Here is a 19,603-nt window from a genome sequence, read left to right as displayed (position 1 = left end):
CCGGCGGCAATAATGACGCGCTTTGCGCCCGCTTCAGGCGGGTGCAAGGTCCAGGATCGCGCGGTGAGCGCGCATGAAATGAGCGAGAACCTACGCACCAACCTGCTTGCACTGATCGCCCTTGGCAAAGAGCGCGGTTTTCTAACGCGTGGCGAGCTGAGCGATCAGCTTTCCGATTGCGAAGACGCGGCGGGCATTCTTGAGCGGACCCTGGAGATCTTGGCAGATCTCGACATCGAGGTCGTCGACCGTGCGCCAGCGGAAGGCGCAGCTTGGCTGACGCAGGACGCGGCCCCCTCGACGGACGACGAGGATGCCGCAGAGGAGGCCGCGGCAGCCATCATCCAAAGCGACGGTCGAATGACGCGCACGACGGATCCCACGCAGATGTACCTGCGAGAAATCGGTGCGATCCCCCTTCTCGCGCGCGAAGAGGAAGTGGCGATCGCCAGGCGAATTGAAGATGCCTTGGCGGAAATGATGGCGGCGATGGCGGCTTGCCCCGTTGTGCTTTCTGAACTCCTGGCGATGGCCGACCGGGTTGCCTGCGATGAGATGGCATTTGATGATCTGGTCGACCACATGGTTGAGCCGCAAGCCGAGGCAGGCGGTAGCCTGCAATCAGGAGCGCAGGTGCAGAACAACACAGGGCTCGACGATGGCGATCCGGTGCCGACGAAGTCTTCTGATAGCGAATCACTGCGCTGGCGGGGCATTGCCCTTGAAAGGTTTGCGGCGATCCGGTGCCGGGCCGGTGAGCTCGCCAGTGTCGCTCGCTGCCCGAAGCCCGATCCCCTCCTATATGTCAGGGTGCTGGCCGCCATCCAATCCGAGCTCGCGGCATTTCGCTTTAGCCCGCCTGCCATTGCGGACCTCACTCAGATCCTTGAGGCGTTGATCGAGGAGGTTCGTCAAACGGAGCGCCGCGTCGCCAAGATCCTGATCGACCAATGTGGCATGGCGCGCGAAGTGTTTCTAGAGCAATTCAGGGATCAAGCCGCGAATCATGACTGGATGAAGGCGCTCGCGGCCGAGAACCCTGCCATCCGCGCTCACCTGGTCAGATGGGCGCCTGAAGTGCGAGCGCTTCAGCAACAGTTGCGTGCCATGGAAGCTCGCGCCGCGATGCCGCCGGGACATTTGCGGGAAACCGCCAAACGGGTCGCGAAAGCGAAGAAGAAAGCCCAACAAGCCAGGACAGAGATGATCGGGGCCAACCTCCGGTTGGTGGTCTCGATTGCCAAGAAATATCAGAATCGCGGCTTGCCGTTGCCCGATCTCATCCAGGAGGAAAATCTTGGACTCATGCGCGCGGTGGACAAATTCGATTACCGGCGCGGCTACAAGTTCTCAACCTATGCCACCTGGTGGATCCGGCAGGCGGTCATCCGTGCCATCGCCGATAAGGCACCCTCCATCCGGATCCCCATGCATCTAGTCGAGACCATTGGCAAGATCAACCGGCATTCGCGCGAGATCTTCAGGGAAACCGGCGCCATGCCAACGCCGGCCATGCTGGCCGCCCGTTTGGCGATGAGCGAGAAGCAGATCAAATCTATCCTGAATGTCGTCAAGCAGCCGATCTCGCTGGAAACACCATTGGGTGAAAGCGAGGACGCCCTACTGGGAGACACCTTGGCTGACGAGGAGACGATCTCCCCAGTGGACGCGACGATCCAAAAGGCGCTCCAGCAGGAACTGGAAGCCCTCCTGGCAAGACTAAAACCGCGCGAGGCAAAGATCCTGCGCATGCGCTTTGGCATTGGGCTGCAGACGGACTTTACGCTGGATGAAATTGGCGCGCAGTTCGGCCTGACGCGCGAGCGCATCCGCCAACTGGAATCGCAGGCATTGCGAAAGTTGCGCAAACCTGAGCTGACAGCACGGCTCGATGGTTTCGTAGAGGGAAAAGCATGAGCGAAGAACAGTACCACTGTGCCGTTGACATGATCCACTTGCTCTACGCAGCGCTGGTCGGCGTAATGACACCCGGTGGAGGCGAAGGGGCCCGCGAACTGGCCGAGAGCGCCATGCAAGAAGCGTCGGCGTTCCTCGGACTACCACCGGAGAACGATAGCTGAGCAAGCCCGCGGCACACCGTGCGGTTATACGCAGCGCGCAACCTCCACTACGTCAGCTCGTCCCTTACCGACTGTCTAATACCTGCACCAATGAATAGTCGAAAGATCAGATTTCTTCGCTCACAAATTCCCGCATTCGAATGCACCCCAGGATGTCATGACTGTTGTGGACCCGTGACAACCTCTACGGAAGAGATGTCGAGGCTTCCCGTTAAGAGCGATACCGAGCACGAGACTGCGCTGGCAAACCTGAGTTGCCCTCATCTAGATACCAAGGGATGCAGCGTGTATGCGGAGCGCCCGTTGATTTGTCGCTTGTTTGGAACGACCCCAAGGCTTGCCTGCCCGAACGGAAACCGCCCTGACAAAATGATCGATCCGGACATTGAGCAACAGATTCAGCGCTTCTTTGTAGAGGCGCGTCACGTGCTGGTCTGAAGCAAGAGGCCACAAGCGGAGGATAACAACGAGACGCAGGCGCTGAAGCCATAAGAAGGAAGAGCTTCATGGCTGAGTAAGCGGATTACCAAGTTATTCCACGCGCGAAGGACACGCCAGGATGTAGGCAATTTGCCATCACAAGACTGACATGCGTGCGCAGCGGTCGCCGATGCCGACCGAATCTTCACCTCCGGGCTGCGGACCGATTACACGTTGGATAAGCTTGGGGAACAGTTCAGCCTCACGCGCGTGTCGTGCGTGAGGCCGCTGCTTCAAACAACCGTTTTGAGGACGTCCGCTGCCCGGTCCGCCTCCGCCTGCGAATCAACGGCCACGTAGGCGACAAATTGCGTACCGATCACCGCCGCTGAAAATCCACGGAGATTGATCCCCGCCTCCGCAAGATCCTCGGTCAACGCAGCGGCGAGCCCCGGCTGATTGCTGCCCAGGACGCGAACGCAGTGCTGCTTCTGCGCGACATTGAACCCCGCCACGGCAGCCGCCACCATTTCCCGATCCCCCTGCAGCGGTGTCACAAACACGACGCCATCGCCGGGCTGGTCTGGACTACGCCGTGCAATGATCAGTTGCAGGTCGGCCCCTACATCGCGCAAGGTCGCCAGGGCCCCGGCCAGGCCGCCCGGCTTGTCCGGGATACTCGCCACCCAGACTTCCACTTGTTCCACGAGCAGTTCCATCGTCGCTTCTCCTTGCTTCCCAAGCTCGGTGCAAGAGGCTGCTCCTCGTATCGACTCGTCATCCAGCCGTGGCGCACCGTCTATCGGATGGGTGCTCAGCGCGAAGCCGTCTTCTTGCAGCGAACGACGAACGTGCCTGAATGCCATGGCTCTAGCGGTAAACTAGTACGGGGATCTTGCTATGGGTCAACACCTTCAGTGTCTCGCTGCCGATCAGCACGCCTTGTACCCCGCGCCGGCCATGCGATGCCATCACGATCAGGTCGCAGCCTTTGTCTTCGGCGGTCTTGATGATGGCCTCATATGGGTGGTCGTTGACCGCATAGGTCGTTTCGCAAGGTACGCCGGCGGCGCCAGCCTCCCGTGCGATGCCATTCAGGTATCGCGTCGCTTCCTCCCACGCCGCCTTGACATACTCCTCGCGGGTGTCGGTCAGCATTTCAACCTGATAGGTCAGCACGTGGTAATTCGGGCAGACTCGCACCGCGGTGGCGCGGGCGTTCATTTCGCGCGCCAATACGAGCGCCTTGTGGAAGGCCGCTTCGGCCAACGCAGAACCATCGACCGCCAGCAGAAGATGCTTGAACATGTTGCCCTCCTTGCTCGATCAGTACGCTCACGCATGGCGACCGCAAGTGTGTAGCACAAGACCCTTGGAATGCCCAAAGCATCACCGATGGCTACCCCATCGCCTGAATCGAGTATAGGTGCCGAAAGCCTCACGTCAATTGAGGAGGCGTCACATAATCGGTCACTACTAGTCCGACGTGATCAGTGATGTCGCCAAGACCGCTCCACCACTGCCAACGCGTCGCTTTCGACTCGGTGAGGTGTCTGGACAGTACAGCAACCGGTCAACGGACACGGCTTGCGATTGCACAAATCCGCTGCAAGCGCCGGCTCTGCCTGCGCGCAAATCGCCCATACTGTGAGTGGGCCACCAACCCGCGGCGGCCGCATGCGCAGCCTGATCATGACCCCGGCGACGCAAAGGAGCACAGATCGATATGCCTACCTATGAAGAAGGACGCCTGGCCGCCATCGCAGTCAGGCTGGCGCTGTCCTCGGGCCTTCCCCCTGCGAACGCGAAGGCTGCTCTGGAACTGGCAAGCACGATGATTGGCAACCAGTTGGCAGGAGCGCCTGCTCAAAACAAGGAGCCTTGTGTTTCGACCGTGGCGCGCGGCCATCGCGGCGGCGTCCGGAATTGTGATGTATCCAGTTCAGAGCGGTTGTAGCGCATCAGGTCCGCCCAGACCCACGTAGTCCGAAGCCCGCATCTTAGGCCTTGCCGCCGCCGATCTCGCGCACACGGTTCATCACGCGTTCGGCCTGATCTGGGAAATGCGCCTGCGCCATTCTTCAACCAGCGGGCGAACTTCCCAAGGCAAATGCGATGTAGTCCGCATAGGCCGCGCTGGTTTCGCGCGCGGCTTCCAGTACCCGCCCCAGACCCGGCTTCGCGGCGAACGGAACCACATCTCGTCGGGACGCGGCGCCTCGGTGGAGATCTCATACAGGGGAAAACGAACGGCGGGCGTGGTTCCCACGCGCCTGAACGCCATTAAAAATGGATGGCATGCTGAGTGGGGCCATGGACGAGAACGTGGGTTGCGTGGCCTAACGCCGACTGCCTCATATCGTATTGCTGTACCCGCCCCGACGTGGGTATGTGGCGGTCGTCAAATTTGATGGAGAACGTAGCATGGCTAGGCATCTATATCGCGAATTCCCCGCCGAAGAACAACAAGCAGTCGCGGTCGCGTGCAGGCAAGTCGGGCTTGCGCCCCAGGATTTCGAAATTATCGACGAGGTGAATGATATTTCCGCCAGCCCGAGTGGTGGTGCGGCGCGTCAAGTCACTGTGCGGCGCATGGCAACTGGCTCTCAGAGTGTCTATGAGGATGGCGAGTCTTCGCCCTGGATCGAGGAATTCGAGAGCGACCTCGAATGCGGCCTGTTCGGCCGAGTGTCGGCATGACGGCGAGGTGAGGCACGGACAGGAGGGTTGACCGCTATTCGTGAAAAATCCGCCACATCTCCGGCTGAGCTTCCCTCTGTTTTTCGCCTTCCAGAGGCCGCAGCTTATGCAGCCGCATCCTCGGTCCGTTGAGCCTTGAGCCAGTCTTGCAGGAACTGAACCGGCGATACAAAGCCCAGCGATGAATGACGGCGACTGCGGTTATAGAACACTTCGATGTATTCGAACAAGTCCGCCAACTTCTGCATCCACCCCGCTGGCCGTCCCATAAACACCTCCTTGATTAAAGGTGTTGCGACGACCGGTTGAATCCGCCTTGGCAGCCTTGATCCGAGTGGTGAATGACATCCTCTGGGCGGCGCTGCGCGAGCGCCATATCCAGTGCCTGCAACATCAGCGCGGTACGCAGATGGCTGCCCATGGCCCAGCCCACAATGCGCCGGCTGTACACCCAACACCACTGTGAGATAGAAGAAGCCCGCTGCGGTCGGAATGTAGGTCGCATCGGCGACCCACAGACGGTTCGGCACGTCAGCTTGGAAGTGGCGCTGCACCAGATCCGGAGCCGGTCGTGCACCAGGTGCTCGCCGCGTGGTCTTCACCCAGCGTCGCCGGCTCACGCCGCGCAGGCCCGCTTCACGCATCAGGCGCGCCACGCGCTTGCGCCCGACGTGTATGCCTTGCCGGGCCAGCGTCGCGTGAATGCGCGGCATGCCATAGGTGCCGTGCGAGCCCGTGTAGATGGCCCGGATGCGTGCCAGCAGGTCCCTATCCTGCTTTGCATGGGCCGATGGTTGGCGTTGATTCCACGCATGGAAACCGCTGCGCGAGACCTTGAGCAGCCGTGCCATGGTCGCCAAGGGCCAGGTGGCCTGATTCGCCTTCATGAATTCGAACCCTTGTCGGGTACTGTTCCGGTCTCCCGGGCGAACCAAGCCGCGGCCTTTGCCAAGATATCGCGCTCCATCTTGACCTGCCGAAGCTCTCTACGAAGATGGGTCAGTTCCTGGCGCTCGGCTGTGCTCAGGCCATCGTGACGTTTGCCCGCGTCACGGTCAGCCTGTGCGACCCAGTTGTAGATGGTCTGGGCAGTGGGTTCAAATTCCTTGGCCAGGTCTTCCGGCGTTCGGCCGGCGTGGACGAGGTCAATCATTTGCTGCCGGAAAGCAGCGGCATACGGCGCTCGAGTCTTGGCCATGATGGGTACCCCCTACGGTTCAAGATAGCGGGTGTCCAAAAAAGCGGGTCATCTCCAGTCCAAAAAAGCGGGTCATCTCCACTCGTGGTCGAATAAGAGTCTGTCAACGTCGCGGAGCTCGCAGTATCGCGAGCCAAGACCGGAAGAAGCTGGACACGAAATTGGTGTGGACCGCTTGGGGGCGCCGTGCGGCCGGCGGTGCCTAACATCGCGAGCCTCGAAGCCATGGCGACGTGCCTACTCACTGAAGCAGTATGCCGGAACATGCAATGAACGAGAGACGACCCCCAGGAAGGGCCCAAAAGAGAAATTGTTATTCAAAGCGACTGAATATGGCAGCAATCAAACGTTCGGCTGGTCTGGTTGTGATGCGCCAATTTGGCGGCCAGTGGTGCTGTCTCATCCTGCGCGCGTATCGAAACTGGGACTTCCCGAAAGGGCAGCCCGAGCCTGGCGAGGAACTGTTGCAAACGGCACTGCGCGAGACCAAGGAGGAAACGGGGCTGTCTGAGCTGGAATTGCCATGGGGCGAGGACTATCGAGAAGCCGAGCCGTACTCGAAAGGCAAGGTTGCACGCCTATATCTCGCGTTGTCGAGGCAGGGTGAAGTGAGTCTCCCAGTCAGTGCTGAGCTTGGTCGGCCGGAGCATCACGAGTTTCGATGGGTATCGCTTGATGGAGCCCAAAAGCTGTTGCCACCACGGTTCTGGCCAATGCTGCGCTGGGCCCATGATGTCGTGGGTACCGCGAATGTTTGACTTGACCGGGCCCAGACCATGTCTGATATGCGAAATTGGCCGCGCCTATGAGCCTTGGAGAACGGGCGTCAAGCAAGACTACGTGCGATGCTCAAGGAGGCTTTCTCAAGTGCTCCGCAAGCCAATGGCGCATTCGGAAAGCTCTGTCGTGCTCGTCTTCCGTTGATTTCGTAGTCAATGCCATAGCAATCGACGCCGAGTACGCGGATGCCAGTTGGGACGATGCGCGACATTTCGCGTACCAGATTTAATTCCTCTTGCTCCTGGACTTGCGGCATGGTTTCCAGGACTGAGCTCTCCACCCAGCCCATTCGACCTACTCCGGCGATGAACCTGATTTTTGTTGGCTTCAATCGAAATGGCGCGAAATCCAGAGCTAGAAGCTGCTCGGCGCCAGGCTCATAGCGCAGGTAGCGGCTGAGGACGGCAGAGCTCGGGGCAAACCGCTCCGCTTCTCCAACTATGGTGAGCCTGCGGGCAGCTTGAACGTCGATAACCCCAGGCTGCAGCACTGATAGGCTAATCCGCGAGTCTGCAAGCAGGTTCTTGGTGTGCTCTGCCAGCGCACTGATGCAGATAACTGGGTTGTGCGCCTCGCCTGGAACATACGGCACCACAGTTGCGTAAGGGTACCCAGGCAGGAGAGCTGAATTGGTGGCAAGAGTGCCGTAAGAAGCTTCGTGCAGTAGATTGATTGCGTGTTCGATTAGCATCTCGCCCCCAATGCACAGTTCAATTTACAGCATGGTAGCAACGTAACCGGACTGAGGATTCACAATCGAGCGCGACCACTGTATCGACGAGGAATCTGTCTGCTCGGTCATGCTACATCTGCACAGTGCCGACGACGATGTGGGTTAGCTCAATCTGTCCATTCTGCATCTACCTCTCGCATTAGGTGCCCAGCCAAGACGTAGTCCCCTAACATCGTTGCCTTTGCCTCCAGGGGCTCCAGGTCGCTTGCAGGCAGCTTGCTCAAGTCAAAGTGGCAGTAAAGATTGCGCTGCCGAAAAGTCAGCTTAGGTCGACTGAGCCCGGCAACGAGCGCCGCCGGCGAGCTAACGGCGATATCTTCGTGCCCGCGATACTCAACGCGTATCCCGCGCTTGTCGCCAATCCGACTGAGCGCGATAGCGTCCCGCCACCCTGACTCGTAGGCCAAGTCCAGCGAGGTTAAGCCGCTGGTGTCAAGAAGGCGCAGCGCTTCAATTTTGCTCGTGGCGCATGCCGTCGTCATGGTGCTCCTTCCTTCACTTCGTGCCGCATGTCAGCCTTTGTTGCGACGCGGCAATTTCACATACGGTAACCGGAGTCTCTAGTTTGCGCAATTCAGACTTCGCTGTGCTGGCGCAAGTGGTTGAGAAAGGGCACGAGGCAGGCCAGAGGGCCTGCCCGTGTCAACTGGAAGGGCTTTGACGATGACGACGAAACGTCAGCATGCCAGGGTGAGACGTCATTCCGTCAAGGGAACGCCGGGAAGGAACTCCACGCCAGTTCGCTTCACAAGTTCGCGGTAGCTGATGGGGCGGCCGGCGCGCGCTGAATCTGAATTCTCAATCCAGTGAGCCCAAGCTCGATGGGTCGTCGAGTCGTACACAAGCTTGAACAGGTATTGGGGCACCCACACTTGGTCTGGTCCAATGGTATTCGGAGCGGCAGTTCCGAACACAGGTCCCGTGATGACATACACATCCCCTTTGGCGCGCAGGACATACTTGCGAGTTGCCTTCTCAATGCCTGCCCAGCTCTTTCGATTGTTCTGCGGGGCCTGGGGGACCATATTGGCAAGGGAGAAACTCTGCGCCATAGCAGTGGCATTGGGCATATCCCCGGCAGGAGCCATGTGCCCTCGGTCATAGCCGGAGCTCTTGTAGTCATCGAGTTCCGCGCGTTCGGCCCGGGGTAGTCGAGCATCAGCGAAGAAGCGGTTCGTCCGTTCTTCGTCCTGCGCGTCAGCGACCTTCTCCGCATTCAGTCGCTCGGCCACATAGACTGGCGTCTTCGTCGTGCCGGAGTGCAAAACGGCGAAAGCATCAAAACACAGGGCGCGCGGCTTAAGGCTTCGGGCGTTCCGGACCTGCGGAACTGCGCCTTGAGCAAAGAATTGTGGGCAACGGTCAAATTCCGATGCTGCTTGAACGGGGGCACTGACGCCAAGACAAATGGCAGCAGCAGTTGCGGCCAGCCGTAAGACAAATTGCATTGATTCCTTCCTTTGGCTATCTAAACCTTCCTGACTGCGAGGAAGGGGCCGGAAGGATAGCACTCACCAAAGGATACTTCGGCAGATTACCTAATCTCTCGTGAGGGGAGGCTCGACTCGAAAATCCGTTCACTCTCAGAAGAGTGCTGTACGATGTGAGTCACCTACAACGAGGGATATTTTAAATGGCGACTTACAAGCAGCTCATGGCAGAAAAAGAAGCGCTCGAAGCCCAACTCGCTGAAGTTCGCGCGACCGAAATTGCTGGTGTAATCGAGAAAATCCAGACGCTGATGGCCGAGTACGAACTGACGGTCGAAGACCTTGCTCCCAAGCGTCGCCGTGGCCGTCCGGCAGCTGCTGGCAAGGCGGGCAAGCCCGCTGCCAAGGCAAAGTCCGAGCTGCCGGCAAAATACATGGACCCGAAGACTGGTGCGACTTGGTCCGGCCGTGGACGAGCACCCGCTTGGCTTGGCAAAAACCGCACGAAATTTCTGATTGCAGAGTAGCAGGCTCATGCCAGGACCGGGGCGCAGCTCAAACACATTCGAATGACTTTGTCTGCCACGCAGCCTGCCCCGGTGCTATCCGTGTCGGGCGGGGGGAGGCGTCAACGATAGTGACTCCCCAGCCGTTCCTAACGGCGGGGCAAGCTGCCTCACTTTTCCAGGAGGGTGTCCGTGATGAGAAGACTTTCTGCCGTTGTTGTCGCAATGTTGCTCTCAACCGGCGCAGCTTATGCGCAAAAGGCCGGGCCGAGCTCTGCCGCCAAGCCAGCAACCCCCGTTGAAACTCAGCCGGCTGCGTCAAACTGTGAGGCGAAAGCGGTTGACAAGAATGGCAAGCCGCTGAGCGGGGCGGCGAAGACCTCTTTCATCAAGAAATGCGAAGCTGGTAACAAGGGCAACGCGTCGGCCGCTTGCGAAGCCAAAGCCGTAGGGAAGGATGGGAAGCCGCTTGCAGGGGCTGCGAAGTCGTCGTTCATGAAGAAGTGTGAGGCGGATGCCGGTAAGTAATCCAGCATCGAATCAGAGAAGCCGGCGCAAGCCGGCTTTTTCGCTGCTCGACCGAAAGAGGGAGTTCCTCTGTGCTTCTGAGCGATAACGCACTTCCTGCACCACCACCACGACTGCCTATTCAATCGTCGTTGGCGGCGCTTCCGGCGGCCGCGAAAGAAGTCTGTTGCCTCGATTCGTCTTGCTCGCTGCACTCGCTTTGTATTGAGAGTACTGAGCGCAGCGCGTCTTCATCGATAAGCCCTTCGCCGCAAGCAAGACATCTCTGGACCCTCAGCGCGGCAGCCTGTCTGTTCCACATAGAATCTATCTCAAGCAGCACTGGGAGCATCTCGGCTTTCCCACAATTTGTACACAGCATGAAGTCTGTCGAGGCTGGTCGAGCGTCACCGACAAGTGGGGATGTATCTACCCGTAAGTCGCGCACATGCGGTAATGGTTGAGTCGCACCGCATTGCTCGCACTCGGATTTCTCCCGGATTGTGTCAGTCAGCATGGATTTCCTTCCTGTGGCAAGCAGTTGACGGCAGTGTCAACCTCTACGCGGGTGTTCGTTGGTACCCGCCACGATTGCACGCAGGCTGCCATCAGATGAACGCACCCCGACGGCCATGACGATGCCGGGTGCGCCATTGTTCTTCCCAACCAAGGGTTCGGAGACGGCAATGGATGCTCCTTGGACAATTTCACGAACATAGTCACGGTCGGCGGATGGAAATGTGTTGACCCAAGGCGTTGCGCTGTTGAAAGCCATTTCGACGTCTGGTCAGATGAGTGAGAGCGTTGAATTCTTCGGGAATGGAAACAACCTGCGTCGGAAACAACCTGCGTCGCGAAGGCCATGTCCGCACGTGTCTTCAACTAGGCGAAGACGCCGCGCAACGCTGGATGCTATTCGACGGACTCGCCTTCTTGCTAGTCCGACGTGAGCGGCCCTGACGCCGGTGAGACTGGTCGCCACCACTTCTATCCGCTGGAACTCGCTTTCCGGTAGGCAATAGCGGTGGTCAGCGAAATTTGGAAACCACCCTCTCTTTTCTGCACGAACCGGCCATGTGTCGTGCATCCAAAGATGATATCGAGATGTCTGCGCGAAATATAGAGAATGACACGAGCTTTTCGCATTGGTAGTTCCTCAACCGGGCCACTGGCTTCTGGTTCTACGTTGACGTTTTCTGCCGTTAGTCCAAATATGCTGTCGACTTGTTGTGCTACGTCGCCAGTTCATGGACGAAACCTCACGGCAAAGTCACATTACCCATCAATGTATTCATGCGAATCGGTTGCTGCAACCGGAATGGTATGGAACGTGCGTATCGAAGCATTCCTGCAACAGCCCTGTGCCGACTGTCTGCCCTTGGCACAAGGCGGCTCGATATTACTGTAGCGGGATAGCTCGGTGTCTTGCGAGGTCAAAGCTTGGCCTTCAATAAAGCCGTGTCACTGATACTGGCGTTAGCGAGTTCAAGAGAAAGCAGCAGGTCGTGAGGTATGGCCGCACGTTCGACCGGCGTGAAGCCGAGGCGAGTGAAATAACCAGCGGCAGTTTCCGTTTGGACGACCAGGCATTCGATACCGCGCAAACGTACGTCGGCCACCAGTGCGCACACAAGCAAGGCGGCCAGCCCCGCCCGCCTCGCGCGCTCGGCGACAGCCACGCCTCGCAACAGGCCAACGTCACCGAACGCCTCGATACCGGCGCAGCCGAGGAGGCCAGTCTTGTCCCGGCTGACATGAAATTGCACCGCCTCCCTATATATTCCGCCGACGGGAAGTGAACACGCTTGAAGCAATGCTTCCACATCACGAAGGTCTGCCTTGGTCGCAAGACGCGGCCTCATGGTGTTACCCGTAAACCTATTGATGACGAGGCCTCGGCGTTCTGATTCTTACCCACAAGCCTAGCGCTCAGTCATCGTAGTCGTCGTGCCAGCGCCGCCATTCGCGCCGCCGCTCCCGCCATTCTCGCTCCCTCCATCGCTGCTCGCGCCATTGCCGCTCTCTCCAGGCACGGGCCTGCCAGTCGTCGTAATAGTAGGCCGGAGCCGCTACCACGGGCGGCGGCTGAACGACCACGGGAGCTGGCTCGTAGTAGACGGGCGGCGGGGCAACAACCACAGGCGCAGGGATGCCAATACCAATACCGACATCCACCCGCGCCTCAGCCATGTTGGAGTCAAGAGCGGTAACGCCGACCAGAAGCAAGAGCGCTGCGGCCTTTCGCATGATTTTCCCCTTATTTCTCTTGTAGAGACTCTAGGTCAGCGTGGTTCGACGATGTATTAGCAGATTCGCACAGCGGTGACTTTCTGTAACGCGAGGTCGAGGCGCTGAGTTTCCAGACGGACTTTGGGGGCCCCACAGGCGCCCGAGCGTCTTCAGCAGGGACCTGAGGTCGGAGTACTTCTGAAACGTCAAAGAGCTGTGCTGAAGCTGGAGGCGCCCCCGTTCAATGTCGCGCTGTACGCTTGCCTGTTTCAGAAGTTACGGAATGTCACCAGCTCTGAGTCAACTCGGCTCGAGACAGTGCCGTTTCTGCCGGTAAGCACGGCGCATTGCCGAGCTTTCAAAAATTCCTCAGGAGTCCACGTCATGAAGAAGCTGTTCGCTGCTCTCGCCTCTGCAGCCCTCGTCGGTACCGTATTCGCGCAGACTGGTGTTCCAGCTTCCGCGACTCAGCCGCAAGCCGGGGCGACGAAGAACCAGGTAAAGGTCGTCAAGGAAAAGAGCGCCACGCAGGAAAATGCCGACAAGAACAAGAAAAGTGTCGGAACGCAGGAGGGGGGAGCGAAGGCTCAAGCCAGCGCTCACCAAGCAAAGCCCGACGTGACGGCCAAATCCAATAAGTCTGCCGCCAAGGGGGCTCAACACAAGGCGAGCAAGATGGGGACCGCTAATACCGAGGACTCTAAGTCGAAGGCCGATGTGAAGAGTGATGCCGGCCAGGCCAAGCCCAAGGCGGACGTTACCAAGCCGTAAGTTCGGTCGGGCACAGCGAAGGCAGCACCACCGCCAAGGTGGACAAGACGAAGAAGCAGTAAGCCGCTTCCATCGAGCTGACTGGGTACGTTGCCAAGGGCGAAGGTCATTGCAATGAAGCTCGAGTGTAGGCGTTTTGTGGAGAGGGCCAGGCAGCCGAGAGGCCAGCCTGGTCTCTCCGCATTTTTTCAGGATGAGGAGCGCGCCGTGAAGACACTTCTCGCATTGCTCATTGCCGTATCTGCACTGCTCGGGGGGTGCGTCGTGGTGCCGTACGATGGCGGATATCACGGCGGATACTACGGTCCGTATGGGTACTGGGGTCACGGGCACCATGGATACCATGGACACCACGGGGACGATGACTAAGTCCAGAAGAAGGGCAATGAGTGCGGTGCTGCGAGACCGTGAGGAGCTGCCGCTCGTCAGGCATGCGGGCGGAGAAGCCATGGCGAAAACTGCACCGCCGAGCCTGTCAGATTTTTAGTGTGCCGAGGTCATGAGACGATTACGGAAACGTCCAATGACCGACACGACAGTGAACAAGAAGAGCAAGAACCCGAAGGCACCGAAGCTGTTTCCCGATGAGCTGATCGATCAACTGCTGGCCCAGGTGCAGAGCAAGGATGCCGAGTCGATCCTGGGCGAATCGGGCTTGGCCGGCCAGCTCAAGAAGCAGTTGGCCGAGCGTATGCTCGCCGCCGAGTTGAGTCACCATCTGGATAACGAGGCCGAGCAAGGCAAGACCGGCAACCACCGCAACGGCACCAGCCCCAAGACGGTCCTGACGCCCAACGGCGAGCTGAATCTGGATATTCCGCGCGATCGGCAGGCGACGTTCGAGCCCCAATTGGTCGGCAAGTATCAACGCCGGCTGCCTGGCTTCGACGACCACGTCATCAGCATGTATGCGCGCGGCATGAGCGTGCGCGAGATTCAGGGCCATCTGCTGGAGCTGTACGGGCTGCAGGTATCGCCCGATCTGATTTCCACGGTCACCGACGAGGTGCTGGCTGACGTCGAGCAATGGCAGCAACGCCCGCTCGAGGCCATGTATCCGATCGTGTACTTTGACGCGCTACGACTGAAGATTCGCGACGAAGGCACGGTCAAGAACAAGGCGGTCTATCTGGCGCTGGGCATCCGCGCCGACGGCCGCAAGGAAGTGCTAGGTCTGTGGATCGAGCAAACCGAAGGCGCCAAGTTCTGGCTGAAGGTCTTCAACGAACTGAAGAACCGCGGCTTGCACGACGTCCTGATCGCGGTGGTCGACGGCTTGCGCGGCTTCCCCGAGGCGATCGAGGCGGTCTATCCGGCCGCGCAAATCCAGACCTGCATCGTGCATCTGATCCGCAATTCGCTGAATCTGGCGAGCTGGAAGGACCGTAAGCCGTTGGCTGCCGCGCTCAAGCCGATCTATCAGGCCGCCACGGCCGAGGCGGCGGCCGCAGCGCTCGACACCTTTGCGGGAAGTGAGTGGGGACGCAAATTCCCTACCGTCGCGGCCATGTGGCAGCGCCAATGGGAACAGGTGATTCCCTTCTTCGTCTATCCGCCTGAGGTGCGTCGAATCATCTATACGACAAACGCCATCGAGAGCATGCACATGCAGTTGCGCAAGATCGTCAAGAATCGCGGCCACTTCCCCAGCGACGAGGCCGCCAGCAAACTGCTGTATCTGGCCTTGCGCAACATCGAAAAGGATTGGAAGATGCCACCTATCACCTGGCGGCAAGCAGTCAATCAGTTCGCCATTCTGTTTGGCGAGCGATTCACCTCCGCCATGAGCTGAGATTTTTTAACCGACCTCAGCACACAAAATTCCTGACACCTCCCCCACCGCCCTTTCACTCGCTGCTATATAACTACCAGTGTGCTGGACAACGGTTTAGATGCAACTGCCACAGGAGGTTGACTCACCTTGCCACCGGCGTCATATACAGCGGCCGAGTGAATAAGCAGCAAACCGAATTTGACCCAATAAAGCGAGCACTCATTGCGCTACGTCCCTTCCACGTACAACCGGAAGGCTCCAGGAATAGCGCACCGCTAGGGCGCGGAGCCCAAAACAAGTCAAAGCGCCGAACCACGGCGTGAGCGCGAATTTCCAATCCATGAGTTGCCCAAGCACCTGGATGGCTGCCCCGACCAGCGCTGCAATGGCGTAGATTTCTTTCTCGAGGATAATGGGTACGCGATTGAGGACCACGTCTCTCACCACACCACCGCCAACGGCGGTCACCATGCCGAGAAGAATCGCAACTTCGACGTTATGGCCGAACTGCAGCGCCTTGTGCGCGCCAATGACGGCGAAGAAGCCCAGCCCTAGCGAGTCGAAGAAAACAATGGGGTGTTTGAGGTGGTCGATGATTGGACGCGCCCAGATTGCCAACCCGGCGGCTAACGCCGACGTTGCGAGGTAGCGCCAGTCCGAAATGCCGACTGGCGGCAGTGCACCGAGGCACAGGTCACGAATTACTCCCCCACCGCAAGCCGTCAGGTAACTGATGGCCAGCACGCCAAACAGGTCAAGCCGCCTCTGCTCAGCGGCAAGGGCGCCGCTGACCGCGAACGCGAAGGTCCCCAGCAGGTCCACCAAAACGAAGAGGTTATGTTCCATCACGCCTCGGGAGCCGTACAAAGCCACGCCGAGGCCGCCGTCAACATCGCATGCAGGCCCGTTTCGAGCGTCGGGTGAATCACGGGTGCGAACTTCGGCGAATGATTGCTCGGTATTTTGTTCAACTGCTTTTCGGCCTTGGCCTGCGCATAGACTTCAGGGTCGGTGCCGCCAATGAACCAAAACACGTAGGGCACATTCCAGGCTCGGCCAAAGACGCTAAAGTCCTCACTGGCCGAGGCCGGCCGTGCCTCGTAGGCCTTATCGCCAAACTGCGCCTTGAAGGCGTCGGCCACCTGACTTGTGGCTGCGATATCGTTCTCCGTCAGAGGATACGTGCTGAGCGTGGTGAACTCCGGAGGCCGCTCAGCGTTGGATGCATCGCACTCCGCACAACAGATTCGCCGGATGGATGCCAGCATGTACTCGCGCACGTCATCGTCGAACGTGCGCATATTCAGCTTGATAGTGGCTTCGTCCGGAATGATGTTTTCCTTGGTACCCGCTTGCAGGGAGCCAATGGTCAGCACGGCGTTGTCCATCGGCGAAATCTCACGCGAGACGATGGTCTGCAGGCGTAGCGTCGTGGATGCGGCCATAATGACCGGGTCGATGGATGTTTGCGGCTGCGAACCATGCGAGCCACGCCCGAACAGCTTGATTTTCAGACTGTCTCCCGCTGACAGAATGACGCCCGGGCGATAACTGACGGTGCCGCTGGGGCCGACCATGACGTGCTGGCCCAGAATGATGTCTGGCTTGGGAAAGCGTTCCGCATCCCAGTCATCGACCATGCTGCTGGCACCTCGTCCAACTTCTTCGCCTGGTTGAAAGACCAGCATGACCGTGCCCTTCCAGGCGTCGCGGTGCTCGGCCAAGACACGCGCCACCCCCATCAGCCATGTCACGTGCATGTCATGCCCGCAGGAATGAGAGACGTCGACTTCGACGCCGTCTTCATCTTTGGCCTTTATGCTGCTGGCATAGGTTAACCCGGTGTTCTCGGCCATGGGTAATGCGTCCATGTCTGCGCGGAGCATCACCGTGGGGCCCTCGCCGTTGCGCAACACACCAACGACACCAGTGACGCCTACCTCACGCGTCACTTCATAGTCCAGGGCCTCGATGTAATCTGCGGCGACCTTGGCGGTCCGGACCTCCTGCATCGACAGCTCGGGGTGCTGGTGAAAGTCCTTGTAGATGATTTCGAGCTCCGCCAGCAACTGGTCGCTGCGGTTCGCCAAAGCTTGGACGAGTGCGTTCATGAAACACCTCCGGACATTTAGTGTTCAGTTTGCTTCATCCGGGTTGCTTCGTCCAAGAAGAGCAAACCTTGGCCTTTCCTTGAATGGACCTATTGCTACGCCGTTCTGCCGCGTCGGAACCCAAGCTGAGGTTGCGTTGCCTCTCCGGAAGCCCTTGAGCTGTTCAAAGCCATTGAGGTCGGCGGTCTACGAGGTCGCTGTCGCCAGCCGAGGTGTTGGGGCATACCGACACGAACTTCGTCAAAAATTTGTCTCCCTGATTGGAGACGTATCGGCCATGCCCGCCATCGGAAGTTTAGGTGACAGGGCCCGGGCACATTGTTCATATAAGAGAAATAATTATCCATATTTTAGGACAATTGCTTACATGTTACTGTCACATTTCTGTCGCAATATCTCGCAGCCGAGTCGGTGGGGAGTCGCGGCTCGCGTACTAGCCGCGACACCACCGCCAGGAACCTTCGCTCAAAAAGAAACCGGGATTGACAGTGAAAAAAACTCTCCTTGCAGTGGCAGTCACAACTTGCGCCATGTCCGGCGCCGCGTTTGCCCAATCGTCCAACGTGACGCTCTACGGCATCGCTGATGCTGGCATCAGTTTCCAAAGCCATGTCAATGGCGGCGCCAATGGAAGCGGCTCCGTAACTGGCGTAACTTCTGGCGGTCTCTCTGGCTCGCGTTGGGGCCTGCGTGGAACCGAGGACCTCGGCAACAATCTGAAGGGTATTTTCGTGCTGGAAAGCGGTTTTGACATCGACACTGGCAAATCTGCCCAGGGCGGCCGACTGTTCGGCCGCCAAGCCTATGTCGGGCTGCAAGGCGACTTCGGCGCTGTCACGCTCGGCCGGCAGCAGAACTCGCTGTATGACCTGTTCGGCGCCTACGACCCGATGGCAGTGGGACCGATGTACTCGCTCAACTCCGTCGATAATCAGTTCAATGGCCGCGCGGACAATGCCATCAAGTACACCGGTAAGTTCGGCGGTCTGACGGCAACCGGTTTCTACAGCTTCGGCCGCGATGTCACTTCCGGTCTCGGCGGTGAAGTGCCGGGTCATTTCAAGGTCGGCACCAATTTTGGAGGTGGCCTGGCCTATGCGAACGGCCCCTTCTCGGTGGGCGCTGCCTATGACCAGTTCCAGGGCAGCACCCTTGCGTCGGCGGACCTGACGGCCAAGCGTGCTGCGATTGGCGCCTCGTATGCCTTCGGTGACGCCAAGGCATTCGCCGGCTATCGCTGGATGCGCGACGAAGTCACCACCGGTACGGCCCGTCACGACAACTTGTATTGGTTGGGCGCGAACTACAAGTTCACGCCGGCCTTTACTCTGACTGGTGCGGCTTACTATACGGATGCCCGCACTGACAGCAAGGATTCGTGGATGTTTGTGCTGAACGCCGACTACGCCTTCTCCAAGCGCACCGACGCGTACCTGCTGCTCGGCTATGTGAGCAACAAGGGCAATGCCACCTTTGGTGTGACCGGCACGGCCAATACGTTGCCGGGCCAGAACCAGACTGGCGCCATGGTCGGCGTGCGTCACCGCTTCTAATCCGCCTTGGCGCGAGAATCGGCACACCCGCTGGGTGTGCCATGACAGCTCATATCGACCTTGACTTGTCACTGGGTTAAGGACGTTGGCCGGCAGCAATGCCGGCCTTTTTTTCGCCTGTAGCTGTGATTGTCGTTGACGCGCCAGTGCCGTCTCCGAGTTGGAAGCGCTAGCTGTTGTCATGAAGCGATGGCTCAATTGGGGGGGGCAGCCAAGTCAATGCTGCCAGGAAGGACGCGTGGCGGTATGGCTATCGCGAGACTCCGCCGGCCGCCGGACAGTCAGTCTCATCGCGCACCGTCGCGGGAGGACTCATGATGAGAGACATTTCGATTCGTGCAGCGGCAACGGGTGAGTGGGTGCCACTGGCCGACCTTCTAGAGCTAACTGGGTTAGATACTTCCGATGTTGACCTGGCGAGGACAACGCTCCACGTTGCTGTGGCGGCGAAAGTGATAGCAGGATGCGCGGGCGCCGAACGTCACGGCACCACAGCTGTCGTAGGGCCAGTTGCAGTGCTCCCCGACTACCGAGAACAGGGTATCGCATCACATCTGGTTCAGGCCGCCCTGATGAGAGCACAAGCCGACGGGTGTCGGCTGGCAGTGGTTCTATCGATGTCTTGCGCGAACTTCTTTTGTAGGCATGGATTTTCGTTGACGCCCTATAGCGCACTGCCAAATGAGGTACGAGCTGCGAAGGCTTATCAGCGTGCCAATAGCCAAGCCGGCCAATGCATGACTCGGGACTTGACTCGGGGGTGGAATACTTGGATGCATTCAAATTCGCATTAACCCGAATAGTCTGAGA

At 59.0% G+C, this 19,603-nt stretch carries 24 protein-coding genes; 12 read left to right on the top strand and 12 right to left on the bottom strand.

Annotation, left to right across the window (positions count from 1 at the left end; translation table 11 throughout):
* The first annotated feature begins 63 nt into the window (after positions 1 to 63).
* From rpoD to CupriaWKF_RS33200, 3 genes are all read left to right on the top strand, one after another.
* Positions 64 to 1,917, top strand: a complete 1,854-nt coding sequence (gene rpoD / locus CupriaWKF_RS33210) for an RNA polymerase sigma factor RpoD (RefSeq protein ID WP_276103564.1) — start codon at positions 64 to 66, stop codon at positions 1,915 to 1,917.
* Positions 1,914 to 2,081 carry a hypothetical protein gene (locus CupriaWKF_RS33205; protein ID WP_276103563.1) on the top strand — a complete coding sequence of 56 codons (168 nt, stop codon included), beginning with the start codon at positions 1,914 to 1,916 and terminating at the stop codon, positions 2,079 to 2,081. The genes rpoD and CupriaWKF_RS33205 overlap by 4 nt, the downstream gene beginning before the upstream one ends.
* 90 nt (positions 2,082 to 2,171) lie before the next feature.
* Positions 2,172 to 2,519: a YkgJ family cysteine cluster protein gene (locus tag CupriaWKF_RS33200; RefSeq protein ID WP_346348635.1), complete on the top strand. Its 348-nt coding sequence runs from the start codon at positions 2,172 to 2,174 to the stop codon at positions 2,517 to 2,519.
* A 275-nt stretch (positions 2,520 to 2,794) separates the two neighbouring features.
* Here CupriaWKF_RS33200 and CupriaWKF_RS33195 read toward each other — a convergent pair whose 3' ends face one another.
* Together CupriaWKF_RS33195 and CupriaWKF_RS33190 are read right to left on the bottom strand one after the other, a co-directional pair.
* On the bottom strand, positions 2,795 to 3,220 hold the full coding sequence (locus CupriaWKF_RS33195) for an ACT domain-containing protein (RefSeq protein ID WP_276103562.1): 426 nt from the start codon (positions 3,218 to 3,220) through the stop codon (positions 2,795 to 2,797).
* Between the two features lie 151 nt (positions 3,221 to 3,371).
* The gene (locus CupriaWKF_RS33190; RefSeq protein WP_276103561.1) at positions 3,372 to 3,809 is read right to left on the bottom strand and encodes a universal stress protein; all 438 of its coding nucleotides are present in this window, start codon (positions 3,807 to 3,809) and stop codon (positions 3,372 to 3,374) included.
* A 418-nt stretch (positions 3,810 to 4,227) separates the two neighbouring features.
* Between CupriaWKF_RS33190 and CupriaWKF_RS33185 the strand changes: the two genes are divergently transcribed.
* A complete protein-coding gene (locus CupriaWKF_RS33185; RefSeq protein ID WP_276103560.1) occupies positions 4,228 to 4,458 on the top strand; it encodes a hypothetical protein in 231 nt (76 codons plus the stop codon).
* 467 nt (positions 4,459 to 4,925) lie between these two features.
* The gene (locus CupriaWKF_RS33180; RefSeq protein ID WP_276103559.1) at positions 4,926 to 5,201 is read left to right on the top strand and encodes a hypothetical protein; all 276 of its coding nucleotides are present in this window, start codon (positions 4,926 to 4,928) and stop codon (positions 5,199 to 5,201) included.
* Between the two features lie 104 nt (positions 5,202 to 5,305).
* On the opposite strand, the gene CupriaWKF_RS33175 is transcribed toward CupriaWKF_RS33180, so the two are convergent.
* Both CupriaWKF_RS33175 and CupriaWKF_RS33170 read right to left on the bottom strand, forming a co-directional pair.
* Positions 5,306 to 6,136: an IS3 family transposase gene (locus CupriaWKF_RS33175; RefSeq protein WP_276103558.1), complete on the bottom strand. Its 831-nt coding sequence runs from the start codon at positions 6,134 to 6,136 to the stop codon at positions 5,306 to 5,308.
* Positions 6,085 to 6,399, bottom strand: a complete 315-nt coding sequence (locus CupriaWKF_RS33170) for an IS3 family transposase (protein ID WP_039014754.1) — start codon at positions 6,397 to 6,399, stop codon at positions 6,085 to 6,087. The genes CupriaWKF_RS33175 and CupriaWKF_RS33170 overlap by 52 nt, the downstream gene beginning before the upstream one ends.
* Positions 6,400 to 6,731: 332 nt before the next feature.
* Between CupriaWKF_RS33170 and CupriaWKF_RS33165 the strand changes: the two genes are divergently transcribed.
* A complete protein-coding gene (locus CupriaWKF_RS33165) occupies positions 6,732 to 7,157 on the top strand; it encodes an NUDIX domain-containing protein (RefSeq protein ID WP_276103557.1) in 426 nt (141 codons plus the stop codon).
* Positions 7,158 to 7,225: 68 nt separating this feature from the next.
* On the opposite strand, the gene CupriaWKF_RS33160 is transcribed toward CupriaWKF_RS33165, so the two are convergent.
* From CupriaWKF_RS33160 to CupriaWKF_RS33150, 3 genes are all read right to left on the bottom strand, one after another.
* Positions 7,226 to 7,870, bottom strand: coding sequence for a pyridoxamine 5'-phosphate oxidase family protein (locus CupriaWKF_RS33160; protein ID WP_276103556.1), 645 nt, complete (start codon positions 7,868 to 7,870; stop codon positions 7,226 to 7,228).
* A 149-nt stretch (positions 7,871 to 8,019) separates the two neighbouring features.
* Positions 8,020 to 8,394, bottom strand: coding sequence for a PHA-granule associated protein 4 (locus CupriaWKF_RS33155; RefSeq protein WP_276103555.1), 375 nt, complete (start codon positions 8,392 to 8,394; stop codon positions 8,020 to 8,022).
* Positions 8,395 to 8,610: 216 nt separating this feature from the next.
* Positions 8,611 to 9,360, bottom strand: coding sequence for a DNA/RNA non-specific endonuclease (locus tag CupriaWKF_RS33150; protein WP_276103554.1), 750 nt, complete (start codon positions 9,358 to 9,360; stop codon positions 8,611 to 8,613).
* Between the two features lie 185 nt (positions 9,361 to 9,545).
* Here CupriaWKF_RS33150 and CupriaWKF_RS33145 point away from each other — a divergent pair, with 185 nt between their 5' ends.
* Both CupriaWKF_RS33145 and CupriaWKF_RS33140 read left to right on the top strand, forming a co-directional pair.
* Positions 9,546 to 9,869: an H-NS histone family protein gene (locus CupriaWKF_RS33145; protein WP_276103553.1), complete on the top strand. Its 324-nt coding sequence runs from the start codon at positions 9,546 to 9,548 to the stop codon at positions 9,867 to 9,869.
* Positions 9,870 to 10,040: 171 nt separating this feature from the next.
* Positions 10,041 to 10,376: a hypothetical protein gene (locus tag CupriaWKF_RS33140; RefSeq protein WP_276103552.1), complete on the top strand. Its 336-nt coding sequence runs from the start codon at positions 10,041 to 10,043 to the stop codon at positions 10,374 to 10,376.
* A gap of 532 nt (positions 10,377 to 10,908) precedes the next feature.
* On the opposite strand, the gene CupriaWKF_RS33135 is transcribed toward CupriaWKF_RS33140, so the two are convergent.
* From CupriaWKF_RS33135 to CupriaWKF_RS33125, 3 genes are all read right to left on the bottom strand, one after another.
* Entirely contained in the window at positions 10,909 to 11,130 is a 222-nt protein-coding gene (locus CupriaWKF_RS33135) for a hypothetical protein (protein WP_276103551.1), read from the bottom strand.
* Positions 11,131 to 11,788: 658 nt separating this feature from the next.
* The gene (locus tag CupriaWKF_RS33130; protein ID WP_276103550.1) at positions 11,789 to 12,217 is read right to left on the bottom strand and encodes a GNAT family N-acetyltransferase; all 429 of its coding nucleotides are present in this window, start codon (positions 12,215 to 12,217) and stop codon (positions 11,789 to 11,791) included.
* A gap of 67 nt (positions 12,218 to 12,284) precedes the next feature.
* Positions 12,285 to 12,602, bottom strand: a complete 318-nt coding sequence (locus CupriaWKF_RS33125; RefSeq protein WP_276103549.1) for a hypothetical protein — start codon at positions 12,600 to 12,602, stop codon at positions 12,285 to 12,287.
* A gap of 366 nt (positions 12,603 to 12,968) precedes the next feature.
* Here CupriaWKF_RS33125 and CupriaWKF_RS33120 point away from each other — a divergent pair, with 366 nt between their 5' ends.
* A complete protein-coding gene (locus tag CupriaWKF_RS33120) occupies positions 12,969 to 13,355 on the top strand; it encodes a hypothetical protein (protein WP_276103548.1) in 387 nt (128 codons plus the stop codon).
* A gap of 523 nt (positions 13,356 to 13,878) precedes the next feature.
* On the top strand, positions 13,879 to 15,147 hold the full coding sequence (locus tag CupriaWKF_RS33115) for an IS256 family transposase (RefSeq protein ID WP_276098122.1): 1,269 nt from the start codon (positions 13,879 to 13,881) through the stop codon (positions 15,145 to 15,147).
* A gap of 201 nt (positions 15,148 to 15,348) precedes the next feature.
* Here CupriaWKF_RS33115 and CupriaWKF_RS33110 read toward each other — a convergent pair whose 3' ends face one another.
* Entirely contained in the window at positions 15,349 to 15,975 is a 627-nt protein-coding gene (locus CupriaWKF_RS33110; RefSeq protein WP_276103547.1) for a trimeric intracellular cation channel family protein, read from the bottom strand.
* Complete coding sequence (locus CupriaWKF_RS33105; RefSeq protein WP_276102980.1) at positions 15,975 to 17,240, bottom strand: M20 family metallopeptidase; 1,266 nt, start codon at positions 17,238 to 17,240, stop codon at positions 15,975 to 15,977. The genes CupriaWKF_RS33110 and CupriaWKF_RS33105 overlap by 1 nt, the downstream gene beginning before the upstream one ends.
* Before the next feature lie 488 nt (positions 17,241 to 17,728).
* Here CupriaWKF_RS33105 and CupriaWKF_RS33100 point away from each other — a divergent pair, with 488 nt between their 5' ends.
* Both CupriaWKF_RS33100 and CupriaWKF_RS33095 read left to right on the top strand, forming a co-directional pair.
* Positions 17,729 to 18,793, top strand: a complete 1,065-nt coding sequence (locus tag CupriaWKF_RS33100; RefSeq protein WP_276103169.1) for a porin — start codon at positions 17,729 to 17,731, stop codon at positions 18,791 to 18,793.
* A 314-nt stretch (positions 18,794 to 19,107) separates the two neighbouring features.
* Positions 19,108 to 19,587, top strand: a complete 480-nt coding sequence (locus CupriaWKF_RS33095; protein ID WP_346348634.1) for a GNAT family N-acetyltransferase — start codon at positions 19,108 to 19,110, stop codon at positions 19,585 to 19,587.
* Positions 19,588 to 19,603 lie beyond the last annotated feature (16 nt).

The organism is Cupriavidus sp. WKF15, from assembly GCF_029278605.1.
Taxonomy (GTDB): domain Bacteria; phylum Pseudomonadota; class Gammaproteobacteria; order Burkholderiales; family Burkholderiaceae; genus Cupriavidus.
Note: the sequence above shows the minus strand (reverse complement) of the source record. Positions and strands in the feature narration are given on the sequence as shown.